This is a genomic window from Galactobacter caseinivorans (assembly GCF_003640665.1).
Classification (GTDB): domain Bacteria; phylum Actinomycetota; class Actinomycetes; order Actinomycetales; family Micrococcaceae; genus Galactobacter; species Galactobacter caseinivorans.
This window is the reverse complement of record NZ_QQXL01000005.1, coordinates 138865-159292: the sequence shown is the minus strand read 5'-3', so window position 1 is coordinate 159292 and position 20428 is coordinate 138865. Positions and strand designations below refer to the sequence as shown.

The following is a 20428-nucleotide window of genomic DNA, read 5'->3' as shown; positions in this document are numbered from 1 at the left end:
ATGTTCGACGGCGTGTGGCCGGGTCCCTGAGGACCCGGCCACACGCTTTTTTGCTGAGCGCTCAGGCGTTTCCCTGTCTCAGCGGTGGCGAACACCTGGGCGCCGCGTCTTACTCATGGGGAGGCGCGTTACGGTGCTTCGGCTCTCGACGTACCCTGTCCGAGACTTCGGAGGACGCCCTGCTCGCCAGTGCCCTGGCCTTCCCGACGGCACCTTCGCTGACTCGCCTGGTCGCCCCGCCGGCTCGCTTGCTCGCATCCACCCCTTGGGCCGCCGCGATAAGTGCGGCGTCCCGGGCACCAACCACCGCTTCACCCCAGCTCTTCGCTTCAACGACTTGCACGCCGGAGGCGATCCCGAGGCGCGTGTGCAATTCCGTGACTGCGCCTGCGAACTGCTCACCATGACGGGCGACCGTGGGAGACGCGGAGGGGTGGAAAAGAACCTTCGCGTTGGCCGCGCCCACCGCCGCGTTCATCCGAGAAAGCAGCGCGTCCGTGCTGTGCGCAATCGTCTCCAACCGCTTCTGGCGAGCAACCTTGAGTCCGAGCCGATGACCATCGAGGTCCTGGGGAGCGCTGTCCATAACCCTGTCCAATTCGAGGATGGCCAGCCCGTCCCTCAGTTGGAAGCACCGGGCGAGCACCGCGAGCCATTCCTTCGCGGAAGACTCCACCTCCTGGACCGTCTTCGCGAGGTCCGAGATTCTGCCGTGTTTCTCCAACTTCTCAGCGAGGGCATCCAGCTGGCGCAGGGCGTACGCCTGGGTCCTCGCGATGGTGCCTGACGTGGCCTGGACTTTGGACCAGGTCACTTCATTCACCCGGCCGCCGTGCTCACGCAAGGTCAGCGCCTCTTCGATGTCGAATCCCGCGCCAATCATGTCTGCCAACACGGCGTCCTTCTGAGCCCTCAGAATGTCGTCGAGTTTTGCATCGATGACTTCTAGGTACTGGGCGATTTCATCCATCGCCGCCTGCATGGCCAACTGAGACATGACACCGGCGGCGCCGGTCAAAAGGGCTGGATTCGCCAGTTGAGAGACGGGACCGCGGGCGAATTCGACAAAGCCACCAATTTGTCCTTTCCCGACTCCCTTGAGCACGCCTGTGCTAACCCCCGTCGCGGCGTTCTGTCGCAAGCCGAGTTTCGATACTGCTTGAGCTGACTCTTTGGTCAGCTTGACCCAACGGCCAGATCCAGCGGACAGCCCCGAGATGCCCTGGACCATGGCTGAGGCCTGACCCAGCGCCGGTCCCATGCGCGGAAGGTCCATTTCCTTCGCGACCAACCCTTGAGCCGTCAGAAACTGCTGGACCACCTCGCTATCGCCAATCACGGCGAGCCCGTCCTCATCGCTGACCAGTTGGATTTCGTTGTCCATGCGTATTCCCTCGCTAGAAACTTCGCGACATTCGAGCCGAAGAAATCCGGCTTACGCCGACTCTAACCGGTGGTACTGACGGTGCGTTGGCCACATCAAAGAGCCGTAAAAGTGACGGACACTTGTCAGCAACATGTGCGCGGCCAGGCTTACGCGTTCCAGCTGACGAGCTTCTGCGCCCGCATGAGCACACCGATCCCGCCCGTGAACGTCACGCCGGCCAGTTGCGGGCCGCGGAGAATTTCCTTAAAGCCCCACCTCGCGTGGAGCGCTATCGAGGCGTGATTCTCTGGGTTCACCACGAAGAACGCCTCGTCTGCCCGCTGCGCAATCCACTGCAGCCGCCGCGCGGTCAGCGCCTCCGCGACCCCACGCCGTCGCCACCCCGGATCCACCGTCACGCCCGCCAGGTAGTGCCCTTTCGGCGCGGCGTCGAGCGGTGTGTCTAAGTAGTTCGTCTGAGCCCAGCCGATGACCGGCTGCGCATCGCCGTCGGGCGTTTTCTCCGCCGGCCGGGCCGTCAGGACCAGCGCGTTCGAGGCCGGAATGGCGCGCCGCAACTGGGTGGAGTTGGCCGCTCGGCCGGCGCTCGCCTGCACGCGCAGGATCTCGGGGATGTCTCGGAGCGAGGCCCGCGCCAGGCAGATGGCGGCCGGCTCACGCGCCCCAGCGGGGTCAAAAGCGGCGAATCCAGACACAGAAGGCACCTGAGCGCGGGGCGTGGTCGGCGCGGCGCGCGGCTAGCGGGCGGCCCGGAGCGCCGCGCGGATCAGCGGCCACTGCAACGGGACGCGGGCGGCGTAGGCGAGCGCCCAGCCCACGCGCTTGGGTGTCGGGCCCCTGCGGTTCAGCCGTTCGACGGCGTCCACCGCCATCTGCACGTTGGCCGGCAGGACCGCGACGAGCAGGGCCGCGGAAGCTGGTCCGGCCAGCTTGCGGGTCGCCGGGATCGCCAGGCCGGCGGCGCACAGCAGCTCGGCGGCGCCGGAGGCCAGGACCAACTCGCGGTGCTTGGGCAATGCCCGCGGCATGGTCGGTTCGAAGACCTGCGGCTTGACGAGGTGCAGGGCGCCAGAGACCGCGAAGGCGCCGATGAGGCCCTTGGCGACGAGTGAAAGAGGCATGAGCTGACCCTACGTCAGCGGGCCCGGCCGAGTCCGCCGTCCCAGGCAGCCCCGGCGACGAAGCTTTGCAGTCTCCGCGCGCACTTTGCCGTGTAGGCATCAACGGCAAAGTGCGCCTAGACACTGCAAACCCGACAGCGCCCGGCTCACGCCCTGACGTGGACACCCCGCCGCCGGGCCTCCCCTCGCAAGCCGCAAAGCCGGATACGACGAAGGGCCCGGCTGCTCAGCCGGGCCCTTCGTTCTTTGGTGGAGGTAAGGGGATTCGAACCCCTGACCTTCTGCATGCCATGCAGACGCGCTACCAACTGCGCCATACCCCCGAATCACACCGATTCGCACGCCCACGCGGGCCGATTGAACCGAGGTCAATCCTAGCAAAGGATGAGGAGTCCCCAGGACCCCTGCCGCGCGGGTGCGCAGACCGTTCACACTCGGCCGACGCAGCAAGTCCCCCGCGGTCGCGTCCACCGCCAAACGCCTAGTTCGTCCCCAACAACGACGATTCTGGGGGCAACAAAAAGGGCCCGGTCACAAGACCGGGCCCTTTTCTTTGGTGGAGGTAAGGGGATTCGAACCCCTGACCTTCTGCATGCCATGCAGACGCGCTACCAACTGCGCCATACCCCCGCAAAGAAGCGATTCAAGCGGCAAGCGAACTGCCCTCGAACCGAGATGAAACTCTAGCATGGGCGCTCGTGGCTCTCAAAATCGGGGGCGGGGTCGCCATAGACTGGCAGTGCATCCATGGAAGGAAACCGATGAGCCAGCACCCCGGGGCGTCTGATCCGGAGCAGAACCCCGTTGCGCCGCACGCGCAGACGGACCGCATTACTCCAGAGGCGGCAGAGTCCGCGGCCAAGGGGACGGGCACCCAAGCCCACAACCCGACGGAACGCATCGCACCGCCGTCGGGCAGCGCGGTACGCCCCGGACGCCGCCCCGCGCAGGCCAAGCGTCTCACCGCCGGAAGCGACTCCGGTAGCGACGCCGGCAGCGACTCCGTCGCCACTGCCGACGCCGCCCCGCACCCAGCGGACCCCCGCGAGGACATCACGGCCACGGCCGGCATCCCCAAGGTGCCCGCAGCGAAGGACCCCAAGACCAAGAGCTCCCTGCCGCGCTTCCTCACGGTGACGCTGGGACTGGCCGCGGTGGTCATCATCTTGATGTTCGTGCGGGAATTGCAGGACATCATTGCGCCCATTTTCTTGGGCCTGAATCTCATGATTGTGGCGTACCCCATTCAGCATTGGCTCTCCAAGGTGATGCACCGCTACATCGCAGCGATCGTGGCGCTGGTGGCCGTCCTCGCCGTGCTGGTTGCCTTCGTGTGGGCCTGCGTGTGGGCCCTCGTGGAGCTCATCAATGCGCTGCCGCAGTACAACTCTGAATTCCTGGCACTCTGGGGAGAAATCACCAATCTCATCAAGCAAATAGGATTCGATGCGGGCGAGGTCAACAGCGCGCTCAAGGAGATCAAGCCCAACGACGTGATGGGGCTGCTGATGCCGCTCCTGTCCAACGTCTCCTCGATCGCCTCGCTGCTGGCCACGCTGGTCATGGCCACGTTCTTCCTGGCCATGGACTCCGCGTCCATGTCTAACCGCCTCAAGCTGCTGCGCCTGGTGCAGCCCCGTGCGTTGGCCGTGGTCAGCGACTTCACTCTCGGCGTGCGCCGCTACTGGTTGGTGACGACCGTGTTTGGCCTGATCGTGGCGCTGGCGGATGTGGCGGCGCTGACGATCATTGGCGTCCCGCTGGTGTGGGTTTGGGGTGTGCTCTCCTTCCTGACGAATTACATCCCCAACGTCGGCTTTGTGGTCGGCGTGATCCCGCCCGCGCTGCTGGCGCTGCTCAGCGGCGGGCCCATGCAGGCGCTGGCAGTCCTGATTGTTTATTGCGTGCTCAACTTTGTGATTCAGGTGCTGGTCCAGCCCAAGTTCACGGGCGAATCGGTCGGCGTCACCCCGGTGGTCTCGTTCTTCTCGCTGCTGTTCTGGGTCTTTGTTCTTGGCCCTCTGGGCGCCCTGCTCGCCCTGCCGGCCACGCTGCTGATCAAGGCCCTCCTCATCGACGCGGACCCCAACGCACGTTGGATCAACCTCTTCATCGCCTCCAGCCCGGATTCGGCCCTCCCGGACGACGAGCAACCGGAGCCCCGCTCCCCCCGCAAACGCGACAAGGTGCGCGAACGCAAGGCGCTGCTGCGCGGTTAGCGCGCACCAAGGACAAAGGGCCTTGCCCGACGGCGCCGGGCCGGGTTGGGCAGCTACAGCAGCTCGGGCGCGTGGAGACGCAGCGCCTGGGCCGCGAACCGAGCTGCCGCTTCCGTGCCGAAGCTTGCGTGAAAGCCGGGGTTTACCTCGTAGGCGTCGGCCAGGCCCAAGACCATCGCTAGGGATTGCTCCCGATCGCCCGCATGCGTTGGAGTGCCCGGAATCTCCGCGAACCACCGCAGGTGAGTTCCGGCGTGCTCTCGCGCCGCCTCCGATTCGGCGCGGCACCCGGTTTCTTGCACCTCTCGCCACCGCGCCAGCAGGGCCTCGGATCGCTCCTTCCATTCGCGCTGCTGGCGTACGGATTTAGCGTGCCACCACTGGTTGGACGCATCAAAGGCCTGCCTGCCCCAGCGCTGCACCACCTCATCCTCGTAGGCGTCGTTGAAGCCCTGCAGCATCACGTCCATTCGTGGCTCGCGACCCTCGCGCCGCATCTGCAGGGTGTGTTGCACAGCTGAAATTCGGCGGTCAAGGGTGTCGCGATCCTCCGCCAGGCGTTGGAGGTGCGCCTGCAGCGCCTTTTCTTCCGCGGCAGGCGTGGACGGGGAATCCAGCACTTTCACCACATCGCTCAGCGCCATCCCGGCGTCGCGGAGCAGAAGGATGCGCTGGAGCCGGGCCACCGAGGCGGGGCCGTAGTAGCGATAACCATTGCTACCGATCCGGTCCGGAATCAACAAGCCAATGCGGTGATAGTGCCTCAAGGTGCGCCCGCTGATTCCGGCCCGCTCCGCCAACTGATTGACCATCCACTCCATGGGACTTCTGCCGCCTACTCAAACTCAGTTCTGGGTGGCCGCTGGCAGACCGAGACTTGTCAGCGCGGGACCCAAAATCTGCGACGCCGGTGTCCTCACGTTGCTCGCCGCCGTGCCACCGGCCTCTTCAAGATACGCGTCCACCAGCCGGACGCCTGCGGCGTACCCGGCCCCGGTCGGAAGCCCCATCGGCTCGCCGCCCAGCACCCGCGCTGTCGAATCCCCCAGGATCCAAGCGGCGAAGTTGTGCATCCCCGTGACGCCCAGCCCATTCGCCACCCGAGCCAGCACCGCGTCGTCGAGCCGTGTCTCCGGGGCCACAAAGTGGCTCAAACCGTCGTCACCAAAGAGCTCGGTCGCAAAAGTATCCGCGAGCCCCTCGGCAATGACTTGCTCCCCCAACGTGACGGTGGCTGGGTCCCACACCACGCCGCCGGGCGAGTACCGCACGTTGTGGTGGAGCTCGTGGACGGCGATGGACTCCAGGCGCCGCAGCACGCGGTCGGTGGGCCACACGATGAGGCTGATAAAGCCACTGATGCCCCCAAATGCCGACAGGCCCTGTACCTCTCGCATGAAGTGTTCGTTACCGGGATCCCCTAGGACCAGCAGCACGGTGAGGTCAGGGATGCTGGCGCCAGGGTCCGCGGACCTGATGGCCGCGGCCCCCATATCGAGGGCCGTCTGAACACGATTCCACGCGTCGGCAACCCGCAACGCCTCCAGGCCGTCGTGCACCCGAGAGCCCGGCTCATCCCAGTCGAAACCGAAGGTCTGCCGATGCACGTCGGCGAAGTCCACCCCGCTGGGAATAAAGGAGTACATCCCGGCCATCGGCGCCCACATTTCCCGCACCAGATCTGCCCGGCCGTCGGGGGTGGCGTCCAAAATTCGCGCCATCGCGGCGCCGCTATCCATCACTGAAATTGTCATGCACCCGACGCTAAACATTGTCGTTGCGTCAAGGTCAAGGCGGTCGTTGCCGCTGGGCCCTACATCTCAATGCCCGAGGGCGCTGGGCCGGGTTGGGCGACACCGACCCCTGGCGCCGTGCCACCATGGGAGCGTGAAGACGCCGCCCAACTCAGCCAACGCCTCGATCCCCGGCACCCCCATCAGCCCCGGACTGGCCCTGTGGCGCGTCACCCACTCGTGGCAGCGCGCCGTCCGAGACGCGCTGGCGCCGTTTGAGTTGACGCATGTGCAGTTTGTGCTGCTGTCCACGCTCATCGACATGCGGCGCACGGCCCCGGTGACCCAGCGCGAGCTCGCGGACGCCGCCGGAACCGAGGTCATGATGACCTCCCAGGTGGTCCGCGCTCTGGAGAAGAAGGGCCTGATCCAGCGCGGCGCCCACCCCAGCGACAAGCGCGCGGTGGCCCTCACCCCGACCACCCAGGGGGCCGAGGTGGCCCAGCGCGCCAACGCGGCGGTGGAGGCGGCGGACGCCACCTACTTTGGCCCGCTTGGCGCGGACGCGGAGCGTTTTCTGCAGAATCTTGACCTGCTCGACGGCGGTCCCTCACGCAAGGGACGCGGCGTCACCGCGGGCGCTGAGCGCCCGGAGTAAACGCAGCGGCCCGGGGGGGTCCCCGCAGGCGAAACCTCACCCGGCGGCGTCGCCCCTGTGGGAGGGGAGGCTCAGCCGCGCTCCGCGAGCTGCGCCTTAGCCGAGGCCTTGAGGACCTCCACCTGGCGTAGGAGCCCGTCCATGTCGCCGCCGGCCTCGGGCCGGTCCAGCTCGCCGGGCAGCGCCGCGTAGGAGTAGAGCCCGTCGCCGATCAGCATGATGGTTTCCGCGACGGATGGCTCCTGGATCTCCTCCAGAATCAGGTCCATCCACCAGCGGTGAATCTGCCCCAGCGCATCGCTCGCGGGCGCAACGTAGGCCTGTGAGAGCCGGATCATGGCGGCGTAGGTGACGTCGAACGCGCTCTTGGTGTTGACCGAGGTCCGCACGTAGTAGGCGCAGGGACCATCCGGCGCGGTGCGCATCTTCTCCACGTCCTCGCGTCCCAGATCAAGCATGCGCTCGCAGAGTGCCTCCGCCAGCGCCTCCTTGGTCCCAAAGTGATACAACAGGCCGCCCTTTGACACGCCTGCCTTGGCGGCGACGGCGTCCAGCGTCGCGGCACGCTCGCCCTCGCGGCGCAGGAGTGCGGCATAGGCGTCGAGCAGTTTGTCTCGGGCAACTGGCGGTCGGGGCATGCCCTCGATGCTAGTTGCCCGCGGGCAAGGAGACGATCATCACCGCCCACCAACTCGCAAAACGTACCGTCCAGACGGTACAGTTATGATTTCGGCTCCCCCACCCACAGGGAGCTCATCACTCAGAACCACGCACCACCGCACTGCAGGCCGGCCACGCCGTGAGCCGCACCGCATAAAGGAACACATCATGTCCGCGCCACAGCAGCAGGGGGCCAAGCAGGCGCAGCCCCGAACGCAGAACCAGCCAGAAATCTCCGTCATTGACGACGCCAATCCGGGCACCGGCGCCCTGCCCATCGCCAACGCCCCGGCCATGCCCCGCGAGTCGGCGCCCATCACCGGCGCTCAGCCCGTGGTGCAGTTGGTGGCCTCGCCGCTGCGCCGCTGGTTGGCACTGGCCCTGCTCATGCTGCCCGTGTTGCTGGTCTCCATCGACAACAACGTGCTCACCTTCGCCATCCCCGCCATCACCACATCACTGGGAGCGGACGGCACGCAGGTGCTGTGGATGATCGACATTTACCCGCTCATCCTGGCCGGTTTCCTGGTCCCGATGGGCAATCTTGGCGACCGCATTGGCCGGCGCCGCGTGCTACTGATGGGCGCCGTGGGCTTTGGCCTGGTCTCCATCGCGGCCGCCTACTCCCCCACGGCGGAGGCTCTGATCCTGTGGCGCGCACTGCAGGCAGTGTTTGGCTCCATGCTGATGCCCGCCACGCTCTCCCTGATCCGCAACATCTTTGTGGACTCCAAGGAGCGCACGGTCGCGGTGGCCGTCTGGGCCTCCATGTTCTCCGCCGGCGCGGCCCTTGGCCCCATCACGGGCGGCTGGCTGTTGCAGCACTACTGGTGGGGTTCGGTCTTCCTCATCGCCGTCCCCATCCTGCTGCCGCTCCTGGCCTTGAGCCACCTGCTGATCCCGGAGTCCAAAGATCCCCAGCCCGGCCCCATGGACCCTCTGAGCATCGTGCTGATCGTTGGCACCCTGCTCCCCATCACCTACGGCATCAAGGCCGCCTCCACGGGCGAGCCCTGGCTCGTCTCGGTGACCGCCGTCGCCGTCGGGCTGGTGCTTGGTGTGCTCTTTGTCCGCCGCCAGCTCTCGCGCGAAACCCCCATGCTGGACGTGCGCCTCTTCCAGCGCAAGGCCTTCTCCGGGCCGCTGCTGGTGAACATGCTCAGCCTGTTCTCGCTGGTCGGATTCATGTACTTCCTGGCTCAGCACCTGCAGCTGGTCGCCGGGATGTCCCCCGCGGATGCCGCAACGTTCATGCTCCCGGGCCTGGTGGTCATGTTCGCCTCCGGGCTGGCCGTGGTGCCGTTCGCCCGCCGCTTTGGCCGCGTGCAGCTCATGGTCACGGGCGTGCTCGTAAACATGGGCGCGTACGGGCTCTTGGCGCTGATGGGCCACACCGGCGAGCTCTGGGTGGTCATGGCGAGCTTTGTGCTGCTTGGCCTTGGCGTGGGCTTCTCCGAGACCGTCTCCAACGACCTGGCGCTCTCCGCCGTGCCCGCCGCCAAGGCCGGCGCCGCGTCCGCGATCTCCGAGACCGCCTACGAGGTGGGGTCCGTCATGGGCACCGCCGTGCTTGGCGGACTGCTCAACGCCTTCTTCGCCGCGCACCTGCGGGTGCCCGGCTCGCTGAGCGCGGAGCAGCAGGAGACTGCCTCGCAGACGCTGGCCGGAGCGCACGACGTCGCGCGGCAGGTCGGCGGGACCGAGGGCCAGGCGCTGCTCGACTCCGCGGCTCACGCCTTTGATACGGGCGTGGGCCTGACCGCCGGCATTGCCGCGGTGCTGGCGTTGGCCTTGGCGATCGGTGTGGGTCGCTGGTTGCGCGGCGTGCGCTGAGGCTTGCTGGGCCCGCCACCAAGGTTTGCGCCTCGATGTGTGCGGATGCAGTCCCGATTGCGACTGCATCCGCACACTTTGAGGCGCAAAGCCTCGAGGGGCACGGGCAGTGGCACGGGCGGGGGCAGGGGCACGGGGCCGCGCCAAGCAGCTACGCCGCCCTAGCCCACGCCCCTCGCGTCCCGGCGATCACCTTGGCCCACGTCTTCTCCGTAATGAAAATGAAGTCGATCGCGATCATGGTCAGCGAGAACCACGGCAGGCCCATGAGCACGCCAATCCCGATGTGGAAGCCCATGATCCCCACCAGCGCCATGACGCGCGTGGGGTGGGTCAGCAGCATCATCGGGAAGCAGAGCTGCAGCACAATGGAGCCCCACGCCGCCACCACCACGGACGGCCCCCACGATGTCACGAGTGCGGAGAGCTCCGGCCAGGTGCCAAATTGCACGGTATGCAGCGGGTCATAGACGGCCCACCCCTCCTGCCACGGCACGCCGCCGGCCTTGTAGAGGGCCCCGGAAACGTACACAAAACAGACCTGCGCCGTGAGCGCCACGAGCGCCAGATTGTTGAACAGGCTCCTGTACTCCGGCAGCGCGGAGAGCAGCGGCTCGCCCGCCCACTTCCGTGCCAGCCAGGGCATGGGTTTTTTCTGTCCGACGCCCTGGGTCACCTTCCGCGCCTCACTCACCTTCCGGCGTCGCCTGGCATCCAGGGACCAGACCCGCACCGGGTCGGCGAAGAGCAGCAGGATGAGGGCGATCCGGTACATGTTGTCGCCCTGATCCCCCAGCATGTCGTTGGCCTCGATGAAGCTGATCCAGAGCACCAGATACACGGGAAGAACCAGCTTGAAGCGCCAGCCGAGCGTGAAGAGGATGGCGACCACCAGCACCAGAACATAGGCCGCGGTGTAGGCCGCCGCATTGGCGGAGGCAGTGCGGAAGAGGCTGAAGAGCCAGAGGCGGGGGAAGTCGCTTCCGGGTGCCACATATTCCCCGTTCCACAGGGAACCGGGGCCAAAGGCGTAGAGGCGGGTGGACCAGTTGCTCAGCAGCAGCCCCACCCCGGCCACGCCGAACATGATGCGGGTGACGGCCAGGCCGTGCGGTGCCTTGGCGCCGTCCAGCAGCCAGTGCTCGCAGAAGGCGGCGACTCGCAGCACGGTGTCTCGGCCGGTCCTGAGCACCAGCGCCGCACCGAAGCGCAGGAAGCGGACCAGGCGCAACAGGAGGCCGAGCAACCCCACCACCCGGGTCTCCCCTGCTGGGGCGCCGCCCGCGTCCGCCCCGCTGGGGCCAGAATTGCGGGGCCCAGAGTCGCCACGGCCCGTGCGCTTTTCCTGAGTCAACGTCACGGGTGCACCTCCTTATACAGTCGCCGGAAGGTGTCGGCGAAGTCCTGATCGGATTGCCCCGCCGCTACCTGGAGGCCCCGCCACCCGGACGGCGTGAGTTGGACCTCTGGCCGCTGGGCATCTGGGTCATGTCGTTGCTTGAACGGGATCACGTTCTGGCGTTCCACCCTGAATTGCACACGCACCACGTTCTGGCCCCAGATGGCCCGCGCCACCTGAGTGGCGTAGCGGACGGACATGAAGTCAGCGGCAAGGTAGGCGGAACGGGCCGAGGAATCGCCGTTGGCCAACGCGGTCAGTTCCGTGTCCAGGCTGGCGGACCAGCCCTCCTGTGAGAAGTTTCTGGCCACCACCGCCTTCTGGTCCTTGGTCAGTTTCCCGTAGGCATCGCGGTAGGTGGAGGCCACGTTGATGGACTGGCTGGCGGCACGCGCCGGGAAGGGCTGGTGCGTCATGAGCCGCGTCTCCACCTCCGTCGCGTTGACCCACTCGGTGGTGCGGTTGGTGCCGTCCGTGGCAACCACAGCGCGCACAAAGAGGCGGTGATCCCCGTTGATGGGTTCCGGAGCAAAAACGCTCCACGATTGCCCAAAAAACGGGATCATGTACTGCGTCAACAGGTTTCCTGGGACTACGTCTCGTGCCGGCGAGGGCGGTGCAATCCACAGCAGCGACGCAAAAAGGTGCCACGCGGTGAACAGCACCGCGGCGCTCATGACGAGGCGCAGCGGCTTAGACCGCTGACGCAGGTGGGGAGCTGCCTCCCCCTGCCCGACGCCGTGCGGTCCGGCCCCGCCATCGGGCGGCGGTGAGTCGCCGGTGGTGGGCGCGTCTTCGGTGACGGGAGCGGCGTCGGTGACGGACGCGTCCTCGGTGACGGAAGCGGCGTCGGGCCGTTGCTTGCCCCGCCTACTGGCTTGGTTCATGACAGTGAGCTCCTACGTGGAGGGGGAAACGCCGACGGCCCCGGGCGCCTGAGTGCGCGCACCGGGACCAGCGGGGTGGCCCCGATCTGGATGATCGGGGCCACCGGGGGAACTAACCGCGGCGGCGGCGCTGTCGCGTCGCCAGCAGGAAGGCACCCGCGAGCATCAGCGCCAAGGCCACGCCTCCCACGATGAGCAGGGCACTGGAAGCACCCGTCGCACCGAGGTTCTCCTTGCCGCCCACCGGGGTGCGGCCGTCGGAGGCGCCGTGAGCGTTGGCTCCGGCGCTGGCTGCCGCATTGGAGCCTGCACCCGAGTCAGCGGAGTGATCCGCCGACCCTGGCGGGGTGGTGGGCTTGCCACCCGTCCCGGCGCCGGTGTTGGAGCTCGCGACCACAAAGTCCGTCTCGCGATTCTCCTGCTTGACCTCTCCGGACTGCGCGCCCACCACGTCCACGTGGTGCTGGCCCAGTTCAAAGTCCTCTTGCACCTTGAAGGTCCACCGGACCGTGCCGGACTTGTCAGCCTTCACCTCACCCAACTTCTTGGGCGAGGAGAACAAGGTTGCGTTGACAGCCTCGCCCGGCTTGAAGCCCGTGCCCGTGACCCGCTGCACCGTCTTGGGGCCGCGGATCAGCTTGCGGAACTCCACCGTGGCCCGGATGGCCACGCCGTTGCCCTTCGCGTCTGCGGACCCGTTGGCGCTCGCCGACGAGCTGGCATTCGCGTTGGAATCGGCGCTGGCGTTTGAATCCGCAGTGGCCGACGAATCGGCGCTCGCGTTGGAGTCGGCGCTCGCGTTCGAGTCAGCGCTGGCTGCGCTGCTCGCATCCGCAGACGCGGCGGCCTGAGCCGCAGCCGAAGCGTTGGCCTCACTGCTCGCATCCGCACTGGCATTCTTGGACGCATCCGCCTCAGCAGCGGACTCAGCCGCAGCACTGGCAGAGGCATCCGCAGCAGCCGACTGATCCGCATTGCTATCAGCCAACGCGGCGGCCTCGGCAGCAGCCACAGCGGCCGCATCCTTCTCCGCCGTCGCCTCGGCACTGGCCGCGGCGGAGGCAGAAGCGGCGGCATTGGCCGTCGCCTGCTGCGAGGCGTTGCTGGACGCCTCACTCGTGGCCTCACTGCTGGCGTTGCTGGACGCATCGCTCGTCGCATCCGAGGACGCGGCGGCCTGAGCCACAGCCGAAGCGTTGGCCTCACTGCTCGCATCCGCACTGGCATTCTTGGAGGCATCCGCCTCAGCAGCGGACTCAGCCGCAGCACTGGCAGAGGCATCCGCAGCAGCCGACTGATCCGCATTGCTATCAGCCAACGCGGCGGCCTCGGCAGCAGCCACAGCGGCCGCATCCTTCTCCGCCGTCGCCTCGGCACTGGCCGCGGCGGACGCCGCCGCGTTGGCGTTCGCCGTGGTGTCCGCCGTGGCTGCCGCGTTGGCATCCACAGCGGCGGCGGCACTCGCGTCCGCCTCCGCACCTGGATCGCCGTCCTTGACGACCTCGAAGGTGGTCTTGGCGCTGACCTGACCGGCGGTGCCCACCAGATCATGCGTCCCGACCGCCAGTCCCGCGGGCACCTTGGCACCCTTGAGGGTGGCCGCACCCTGATCATCCGTGGTGACCTTGCCGATCTCCTCGCCGCCCAGGGTGAGCGTGACCTCCGTGGCGGCCGGGTAGCCGCTCAGCGTCACAGAGGTGATGGTGGATCCGGCCACGCCGGAGGTGGGATCAACCACCACGGCCGGGACGGCCGCATCAGCATCTACGGTGAAGTCCCGCTCCACCGCCGAGGCAACCACGTTGTCGGTGACCGTCGCCTTCCCGGCGCCCACAGCGGCGTCGGACGGGACTGTGACATCCCCGGCACCGAAGGCGCCGTTCTCATCCGTGACGACCTTCTCTGCCACGTCCTTGCCGCCAAGCGCAATCGTCAGCTCCGTGGAAGGAGCAAAACCCTCGCCCTTTACGGAGACCGTGTCGCCGCGCTTGGCGTGATCCGGATCCACCGAGAAGGACCCGGCGATCGCGAACTCGCTCTTGGCCTCCGGGGAGGTGCCATCCGTCGCGATGACGGGGGCGACCCCGCCCTTCACGCCGGCGGGAACACGCACGCGCTGACCGGCAAGGAGCTTGCGATCTGAGCCCGTCTGCACGGTCCCGGCCTCCTTGCCACCAATGCTCACGGTGACGTCAGCGCTGGGCTCAAAGCCACCGCCGGAGACCTCCACCTCGGTGCCAATGGCGCCACGGTCGGGATCAACGGACACGCTCGGCAGGCCAAGAATCGTGACCTTGGCCTTGGCGGGGGACGTGGATACCGCGCCCTCTGCCTCCAGGTCCACGTTCCCTGCGGCCTGGTCCGTGGGGACGGTCCAGACGTAAGAGAGCTCGCCCTGGTTGTTGGCCTTGGTCGTGACCTTGCTGCCGCCCAGGCTCAAACTGATGTCCTCATCCGGCTCAAAGCCGGCGCCCTTGACGGTGACGTCGCGGCCGGGGAACTGCTCCCCCGGGTCCGTGCTGAGGCTGGTGTTGTAGACCTTGGAGACCGTGACGGAACGCTCCGCCGGCTCCCGAGACGCCACGCCGGTGGCCACAAAGCGGCGATCGCCCGCGGCGTCCGAGGCCCAGGTGAACTTCACCCCACCCTGATCGTCAGCCTTCAGGTCATCCCCGAACGGCTGGTCATCCTTCTGAACCTTGACCGTCTCTCCCGGCTTGAAGCCGGTTCCGGTGAAGACAAAGTCGGTGCCCTGGGGCCCGGTCGCGGGTGCGGCCGTCAGCTCCGGGGTGTAGGCGCCCACCTTGACGGTGGCCTTGCCAGTGCGTTCCTTTTGGGACACCGCGCCGATGGCGGCGAAGGTCAGTTCCTCGCCGTCCTTGGCCGCCTGATCCACCGGCCACGCCACCGTGAACTCGCCGTTTGCATCGGCGGTCTCGGTGGTGGTGCTGGCGTCCGGCAGCGTGATGGTGACCACCTCGCCGCCGTCAAAGGCGCTGCCGCTGACATTCACGGAATCACCGGGTTCAACGGTCTCCGGGGAGACCACGAGCACCGGGGCAAAGGCCCGGGTCACCGTGACGGTGTCCTTGCCCTCCGCGGCGGAGGCCACGCCCTTGGCCGCGAACTCATGCGAGCCCACGGAGTCGGAGACCCACTGGAAGGAGAACTTCCCGTCTCCGTCCGCCGTCAGCTCAGTCCCGTAGGCCTGGCCGTCCAGCGTCACGTTGACGCTCTCCCCCGCCTTGTATCCCTCGCCGTTAAAGGTGAAGGTGGACCCGACCTCGCCGGAGTCCGGCGTGCCGCTCAGGCTCGCGGAGTAGTCACCGCGGGCCACCTGCAGCGTGGCCTTGGCCGGGGTCTTGGAGACCTCGCCCACCGCCGTCAGCTCCAGGGTTTTGGGCACGGACTGGTTCTGCGGCACCGTGTACTTTGGCGCCTGATCACCGGTCGGCAGCTCGCCGCCGTCGGTGGTGGTCGCCGTGAGGGTTCCGCCGTTATCCACGGCGATGGAGACCGCCTCATTCTGAGCGAATCCGGCCCCCGAGAGGGTCACGGTGTCCCCGGGCTCCACCTGCGTTTTGTCCACGGACAGGGTGGGCGTGTAGTTGGCTTCCACGCTCACCGTGGCGGTGGCCGGACTGTTCGACGCCGCTCCGGTCGCCGTGAAGGTCAGGTCGCCTGCGCCTTGCTGCGCAGGGACGGTGTACTTGGGTGCGTTCTGCCCCGTAGGCAGCGCCCCGTCGCCGTCCGCCGTCGCCTTGATATCCGCGCCGCCGGGCACCTTGACGGTGACCTCCTCGCCGGCTTCAAAGCCGGTGCCAGCGAGCGTGACCTCGACGCCGGGCTTCACCGTCTTGGGTGAGGCCGTGAGGGTGGTGTTGTAGGCCTTGGGCTCACCGATCACGGTGGAATTGCCCAGGTTCACGACCAGGAGTCCGTCGCCGTTCCTGATGCCGGGGATCAGCCCCACCTGCAGGGCTCTCACCGTAAACGCGCTGGAGTCGTCGCCGCGCGGGTCAATGAATGCGCCCGGCTTCTCCTGTTGTGCGTTGACCTTGAGGGAGACCAGCTGCTGGACCGCACCCAGCAGCGGATCAAGGGCGCTCACCACGCCGGAGACCAGCGTGCCCACCGCGGGGACAAGCGTGGTGCTCAGCGCACCCTCCACGACCGGCTTCAGCACGGAGCCCAGTGCGGGCACCAGCTGGGTGGCCACGGGGCTCACAATGGCGTTGACCAGGGAACCCACGGGGATGCCGAGGATGGCCGCGTCGATCTTGACGTCGTCCTTGGTCAGCGGCCTGGCGTCCCAGCCAATGAGCTGGCCAAGGGACGTGGAGATGTGCAGCTTGGTCTTGGCCACCGGGAGCACACCGAAGAGGGCCATGACGTCAAGGCCCACGGTGATGTTGACCTTGGTGGTGCTGAGGGCGGTCTTGAGGACCTTCTCCAGCTTGGTGGTGGCTCCGTTGACGAGGCCGGTGAGGCGGGAGACCACGGCGTTGATGACCTTGGCCTGCAGCACCTCGGTGTTGGCCGGGAGGCAGTTCAGGCCCCCGGGCTTGGTGCTGGGATCCGTGCAGACGGTGCGGTCGTTGGGCTGGGGAAGATCCGCCCGCACCGTGTCCATGATCTTGGCCAGGTCAACCGTGACCTTGCCGTCGGAGAGGCGGATGCTGACGGACTCGTCCGGATCGGAGAGCGTCTCCTCCAGGAGCGGGGAGACGGTGGCCCACAGGTCCGTGTCAATGGCGATGGTCGCGTCTTCCGGGATCTTCACGGAACCCAGGCCAAGCAGCACAGTGTTGAGCGGCTTCAGGACGTCGTCTCGCAAGGTGCGCGTGACGGTGTCGAGGGCGCCCTTCTCACCGACCGCGGCGTCCAGCGTGGAGTCCACGCCCTGCACGGTGGTCTTCAGGGTCTTGGTGAGACCGGCAATGGCCTTGGCCTCCAGCTCCATGTTGACGCCGGCCAGGGCGTACTCGGCCTTGGGCTGCGCCCCGGGCTCCGCGGTGGCTCGCGAGGCCACCGCCTTGACGTCCAGCTTGAGTTCGTTGATGAGGGAGTCAAGGCCAAGGCCCTTCAGGACCGGGCTGAGCTTGACTGAGGTGGACTGGCTGGCATCCGCGCCGTTCACGGCAAAGAGGCCCTCGCCCGTCACTGCCCCGGCGGCCGCCTCTGAGGTGCCGCCCTTCTGGGCCTTGGCGTACTGGCCCAGCGCGCCCACCTGCAGCACATCCTTGAGCAGCGGCACGTCGATGCCATCGCCCAATGGAAGGCCAAGGCCGCCAAGCACCGTCAGATTCATGTCGTCGTTTTCGCTGGAGCCACCGTCTGCGGTGGGGGCAAAGGCCGACTGGTCCTTGAGGATCGTGTCGAGGTCAATGACCCCGGCTCCGGAGAGGGCGGAGCCCTCCGCTTGTGCCCGCGTGGGGGCTTCGGCCGCAGCGGCCGGCGGCGCAACGCCGCTTAGGACGAGGGCGGAGAGCGCGATGCCGACGGCACCGGCTCTCAGCCGAGAAAGGGTGGTTTTCATGGGGGGTCCTCCAGCCCTGGGGGGAACAGGCAAGCGCGCGGGTACGCGCAGTGAAGCCAACAGTAGGCAAGCGTGGCCTGGGTCATAGCGAATTCTCAGGCTTTTCAGTACGACTACGTGATGACTACGGAGACCCGATGAAACAAAGTGCCATTGCGAATAGCGATTCTGCAAAAAACGAGGAAACATTACATTTAAGCGCTCCATACTTTGGAAATCGCTCGTCATTTGGTTCGCCGCGACTTAGACTCGCGGTTGAACAACGGCGCGGGGGTGTCGACCAGCGCGAGGGTCCGGGGGCCTTCGAGAACGAACGGAAACCTCATGTCGCCCACTCCCGCAAGGACGTTGATCCCCACTCCACCAGGTGTTCACGCCCTGGGCGGGACCCGCGAATCAGAGGCCGCCACCGTGGCCGGCCTGGCCGCCCCTGGACACGGCGTCTTGGTGGTGGCCCATCCCGGCGAGGGTCGCACCGACGTCACCGCTGCCGCCCAGGCCACACTGCGCCGCTCCGACGCCCCGGCCCTGCGCTGCACGGCCCACACCACCAGCGCCGAGCTCCTCTCCTGGTACGAGGCCCATCACGCCGCGCGTTGCCTGCGCCTTCACGATGTGGACACGCTCCCCCAGGCCGTCACCCCGGTCCTCTCCAGCCTGGTCCAGGACTCCAGGGCCATCTTGCTGATGAGCGCGGACGCGGTCTCCATGCGCTCCGCGAGTGCCTTCGATACCACCACTTCGGTGGGGCTGCTGTGCGATCTATGGCGGCGGCGCCTCATGGGCCGGGTGGACCTGGCTCCGCTCACGGATGAGGAGACCGCGGCACGGATGCGCGGCTGGGTCCCCACAGACGCCCTGGATTCTTTGCAACTCACGACGGCGACCAGATCCGCCCGCGGGTCGGTGGCCATTGCGCGGGACCTGGCCGAGGACCTCACTGCCGACTCCCGCTCCGCCCCGCGCAGGCTGCCCCGCCCCTGGGATGCCCCCTTTGCCCTGAGCGCACGCACCCTGCACCGCATCGCCTCCCGCACGCGGGACCTGCCCCCGGCCCTGAAGACCGCCGCCGTGGTGCTCCACAGCGTGGGGCCACTTGATCACGCCATGGCAGCACGCATGGTGGGCCCGGATGTGCTGACCCGCCTGTTGAACGTGGGGCTGGCCAGCCTGCGGCGCCTGCCGGACGGCGATGAGGTGGACGTGGATGGCCTCCAGGTGGCCGGCCTGCTCTCCGTGCCGGACGTGGATGACATCAACGGGCACATCAACACGGCGCTGGCCTTCCTGGAACGCTCCTGGCGCTCCGGGCTGCCCTTCTCCGATGCTCCGACCATGGCGCTGGCCCGGCACTTCATGGACCTTGGCATCACTGAAGGCTCCGGACGGCTCTTTGCCCGCGCGGCCACGGTGACCGCCCGGCTTGGCTGGCACCGGGAGACGGAGATGCTCACCCGCACCGCGATGGCGGACGGGGCCGGAGCAGAGGTCCTCCCCACCCTCTGGGTCTCGCTCCTGAGCCAAGACCGCCATCAGGAGGTGCTTGACCAGGCCCAAGAGCTGCTGCAGCGCGAGCCGGAGGCCTTCCACCTGGAACACCTGCACCGCGTCTGCACTGCCGCGAGCTGGGAGCGCACCACCCCCGACTGGCTGATCACGTACCTGACGGATGTGGTGGGTGCCGCAGATCCCGTCCTGGCGCAGATCCTGACGATCCTCACGGGGGATGCCCCCATGACGAACCAGTGCGCGGACACCTTTTCCGACTACGCCGCCACGTCCACCCACGCCTCCGTCCCGCGGATGTGGGCCATGGCCCTCACCCTCTCCCAGCGCCTCAGCGCCGGCGACCCGGAGGCGCTGGAAGCGAGCGTCACCCAGGCCCGCTCGCTCAGGGGACGCCTGCGCGTGCTCAACCCCGCGGCGTCGAGCATGGCACATGATGCCTTCTTGCTCTTTGACCTGTGCTGCTGCTCCGCGCAGGCCCTGGCCGGCGTTGATCCGGGCGGCGTGAGGCGGGTCCTGGAGGAACGCACCAGCAACGCCGTGGGCTTTGGGCCGGCCTCCGGTCGGGTGGCCGCCGCTTGCGCCTCCTACCTCCACGCCCTCAGCGCGTACCGGCGCGGCAATACCGAAGCGGCCACGCGGGACATCACCACGTCCATGTCGCTCCTGGATCACTCCACCTTCTCCGCGCTCAACGCCAGCCTCATGCGCCTCTCGCTGCAGCTGGCGCGCTCCGGCCCAACCGATGAGGTGGACCCGGAGATCCTGGGCTCCTACCTGGCGGTCGGCGAGTCCATGCATCAGAGCGCCGCCGGGCCCACCCGCCTGGTCGCCGAGCCGGGGTGGGCGGCCTCCGCGCACCTGTATCACCGCGTGTTGCAGGGTCACCTTGAACCGGTTGCGGCGCTCAAGGCACTCGAGGATCCGGAGCTGAATGCGGGGCGCTTCCCCGCCACGCTGGCCTCCGCCCATCACCTGCGCGCGCTGGTGTCCGGCGATCCGGAGCACTTGATGCGCGCCGCGAATGACCTGACCCACGCCGGCCAGACGCGCGGGGCGAGGGACGCGCTGACGCGGGCCCGCTCGCTGTACCTGGCCAGGCGGGCCACGGGCCGAGCCAACGACTGCGCCGCCAAGTTGGCGGCCCTGCCGGACGCAGAGGCGGACACGGAGCTTCCACCCGCGCTGGTCAATACGGGCGCCAGGCCCGCGCCGCCCTCCGGGCTGACCCAGCGCGAGTTGGAGATCTGCCTCCTGGTGGCCCAGGGGCTCAGCAATCTGCAGATCGGCGAGCGCCTCTACCTCTCGGTGCGCACCGTGGAATCGCACGTCCTGCAGGCGCGCGCCAAGCTCCGCGCGCCCCGCCGGCGCGACATCCCGGAGCGCCTCTCCAAGGAGTTGGCGCGGGCCGCGGGGGCGCGGGGGTAGTCCCCGGCCAGCCGTTGCCCGACGGCGCGTGGTGGGCTGGGTGCGAACCGGCGCCACG

General features: G+C 67.7%; 13 protein-coding genes and 2 tRNA genes. 4 read left to right on the top strand and 11 right to left on the bottom strand.

The annotated features are described in order from the left end of the window. Positions 1–109: 109 nt before the first annotated feature. The 5 genes from DWQ67_RS09425 to DWQ67_RS09405 form a co-directional block, all read right to left on the bottom strand. Positions 110–1384, bottom strand: coding sequence for a cyclin family protein (locus DWQ67_RS09425; protein WP_121485343.1), 1275 nt, complete (start codon positions 1382–1384; stop codon positions 110–112). A gap of 149 nt (positions 1385–1533) precedes the next feature. Next, positions 1534–2082: a GNAT family N-acetyltransferase gene (locus tag DWQ67_RS09420; protein ID WP_158595423.1), complete on the bottom strand. Its 549-nt coding sequence runs from the start codon at positions 2080–2082 to the stop codon at positions 1534–1536. Between the two features lie 42 nt (positions 2083–2124). Continuing rightward, positions 2125–2508: a hypothetical protein gene (locus DWQ67_RS09415; RefSeq protein ID WP_121485341.1), complete on the bottom strand. Its 384-nt coding sequence runs from the start codon at positions 2506–2508 to the stop codon at positions 2125–2127. Positions 2509–2755: 247 nt separating this feature from the next. Continuing rightward, positions 2756–2831, bottom strand: a tRNA-Ala gene (locus DWQ67_RS09410). Positions 2832–3062: 231 nt separating this feature from the next. After that, a tRNA-Ala gene (locus DWQ67_RS09405) sits at positions 3063–3138 on the bottom strand. Positions 3139–3269: 131 nt separating this feature from the next. Here DWQ67_RS09405 and DWQ67_RS09400 point away from each other — a divergent pair. Beyond that, complete coding sequence (locus DWQ67_RS09400) at positions 3270–4727, top strand: AI-2E family transporter (RefSeq protein WP_121485340.1); 1458 nt, start codon at positions 3270–3272, stop codon at positions 4725–4727. A gap of 53 nt (positions 4728–4780) precedes the next feature. Here DWQ67_RS09400 and DWQ67_RS14230 read toward each other — a convergent pair whose 3' ends face one another. Then, complete coding sequence (locus DWQ67_RS14230) at positions 4781–5548, bottom strand: MerR family transcriptional regulator (protein WP_121485339.1); 768 nt, start codon at positions 5546–5548, stop codon at positions 4781–4783. A gap of 24 nt (positions 5549–5572) precedes the next feature. After that, positions 5573–6481 (bottom strand): DUF2268 domain-containing protein, encoded by a 909-nt coding sequence (locus DWQ67_RS09390; protein ID WP_121485468.1) that lies wholly within the window; start codon positions 6479–6481, stop codon positions 5573–5575. Between the two features lie 133 nt (positions 6482–6614). Here DWQ67_RS09390 and DWQ67_RS09385 point away from each other — a divergent pair, with 133 nt between their 5' ends. After that, entirely contained in the window at positions 6615–7118 is a 504-nt protein-coding gene (locus DWQ67_RS09385; RefSeq protein WP_233556025.1) for a MarR family winged helix-turn-helix transcriptional regulator, read from the top strand. Positions 7119–7189: 71 nt separating this feature from the next. Here the strand turns inward: DWQ67_RS09385 and DWQ67_RS14225 are convergent, their stop codons facing one another. Next, on the bottom strand, positions 7190–7756 hold the full coding sequence (locus tag DWQ67_RS14225; protein ID WP_121485337.1) for a TetR/AcrR family transcriptional regulator: 567 nt from the start codon (positions 7754–7756) through the stop codon (positions 7190–7192). A gap of 190 nt (positions 7757–7946) precedes the next feature. On the opposite strand from DWQ67_RS14225, the gene DWQ67_RS09375 reads away from it, so the two are divergent. Continuing rightward, positions 7947–9611 (top strand): MFS transporter, encoded by a 1665-nt coding sequence (locus DWQ67_RS09375; protein ID WP_233556024.1) that lies wholly within the window; start codon positions 7947–7949, stop codon positions 9609–9611. Between the two features lie 151 nt (positions 9612–9762). Here the strand turns inward: DWQ67_RS09375 and DWQ67_RS09370 are convergent, their stop codons facing one another. The 3 genes from DWQ67_RS09370 to DWQ67_RS09360 all read right to left on the bottom strand — a co-directional run bounded on the left by DWQ67_RS09370 (position 9763) and on the right by DWQ67_RS09360 (position 17436). Beyond that, positions 9763–10971, bottom strand: coding sequence for an HTTM domain-containing protein (locus tag DWQ67_RS09370; RefSeq protein ID WP_233556023.1), 1209 nt, complete (start codon positions 10969–10971; stop codon positions 9763–9765). Then, on the bottom strand, positions 10968–11897 hold the full coding sequence (locus DWQ67_RS09365; protein WP_233556022.1) for a DUF5819 family protein: 930 nt from the start codon (positions 11895–11897) through the stop codon (positions 10968–10970). The genes DWQ67_RS09370 and DWQ67_RS09365 overlap by 4 nt, the downstream gene beginning before the upstream one ends. A gap of 112 nt (positions 11898–12009) precedes the next feature. Beyond that, on the bottom strand, positions 12010–17436 hold the full coding sequence (locus tag DWQ67_RS09360; RefSeq protein WP_121485336.1) for a choice-of-anchor G family protein: 5427 nt from the start codon (positions 17434–17436) through the stop codon (positions 12010–12012). Between the two features lie 324 nt (positions 17437–17760). Here DWQ67_RS09360 and DWQ67_RS09355 point away from each other — a divergent pair, with 324 nt between their 5' ends. After that, on the top strand, positions 17761–20370 hold the full coding sequence (locus tag DWQ67_RS09355; protein WP_147433659.1) for a response regulator transcription factor: 2610 nt from the start codon (positions 17761–17763) through the stop codon (positions 20368–20370). Positions 20371–20428: the final 58 nt, after the last annotated feature.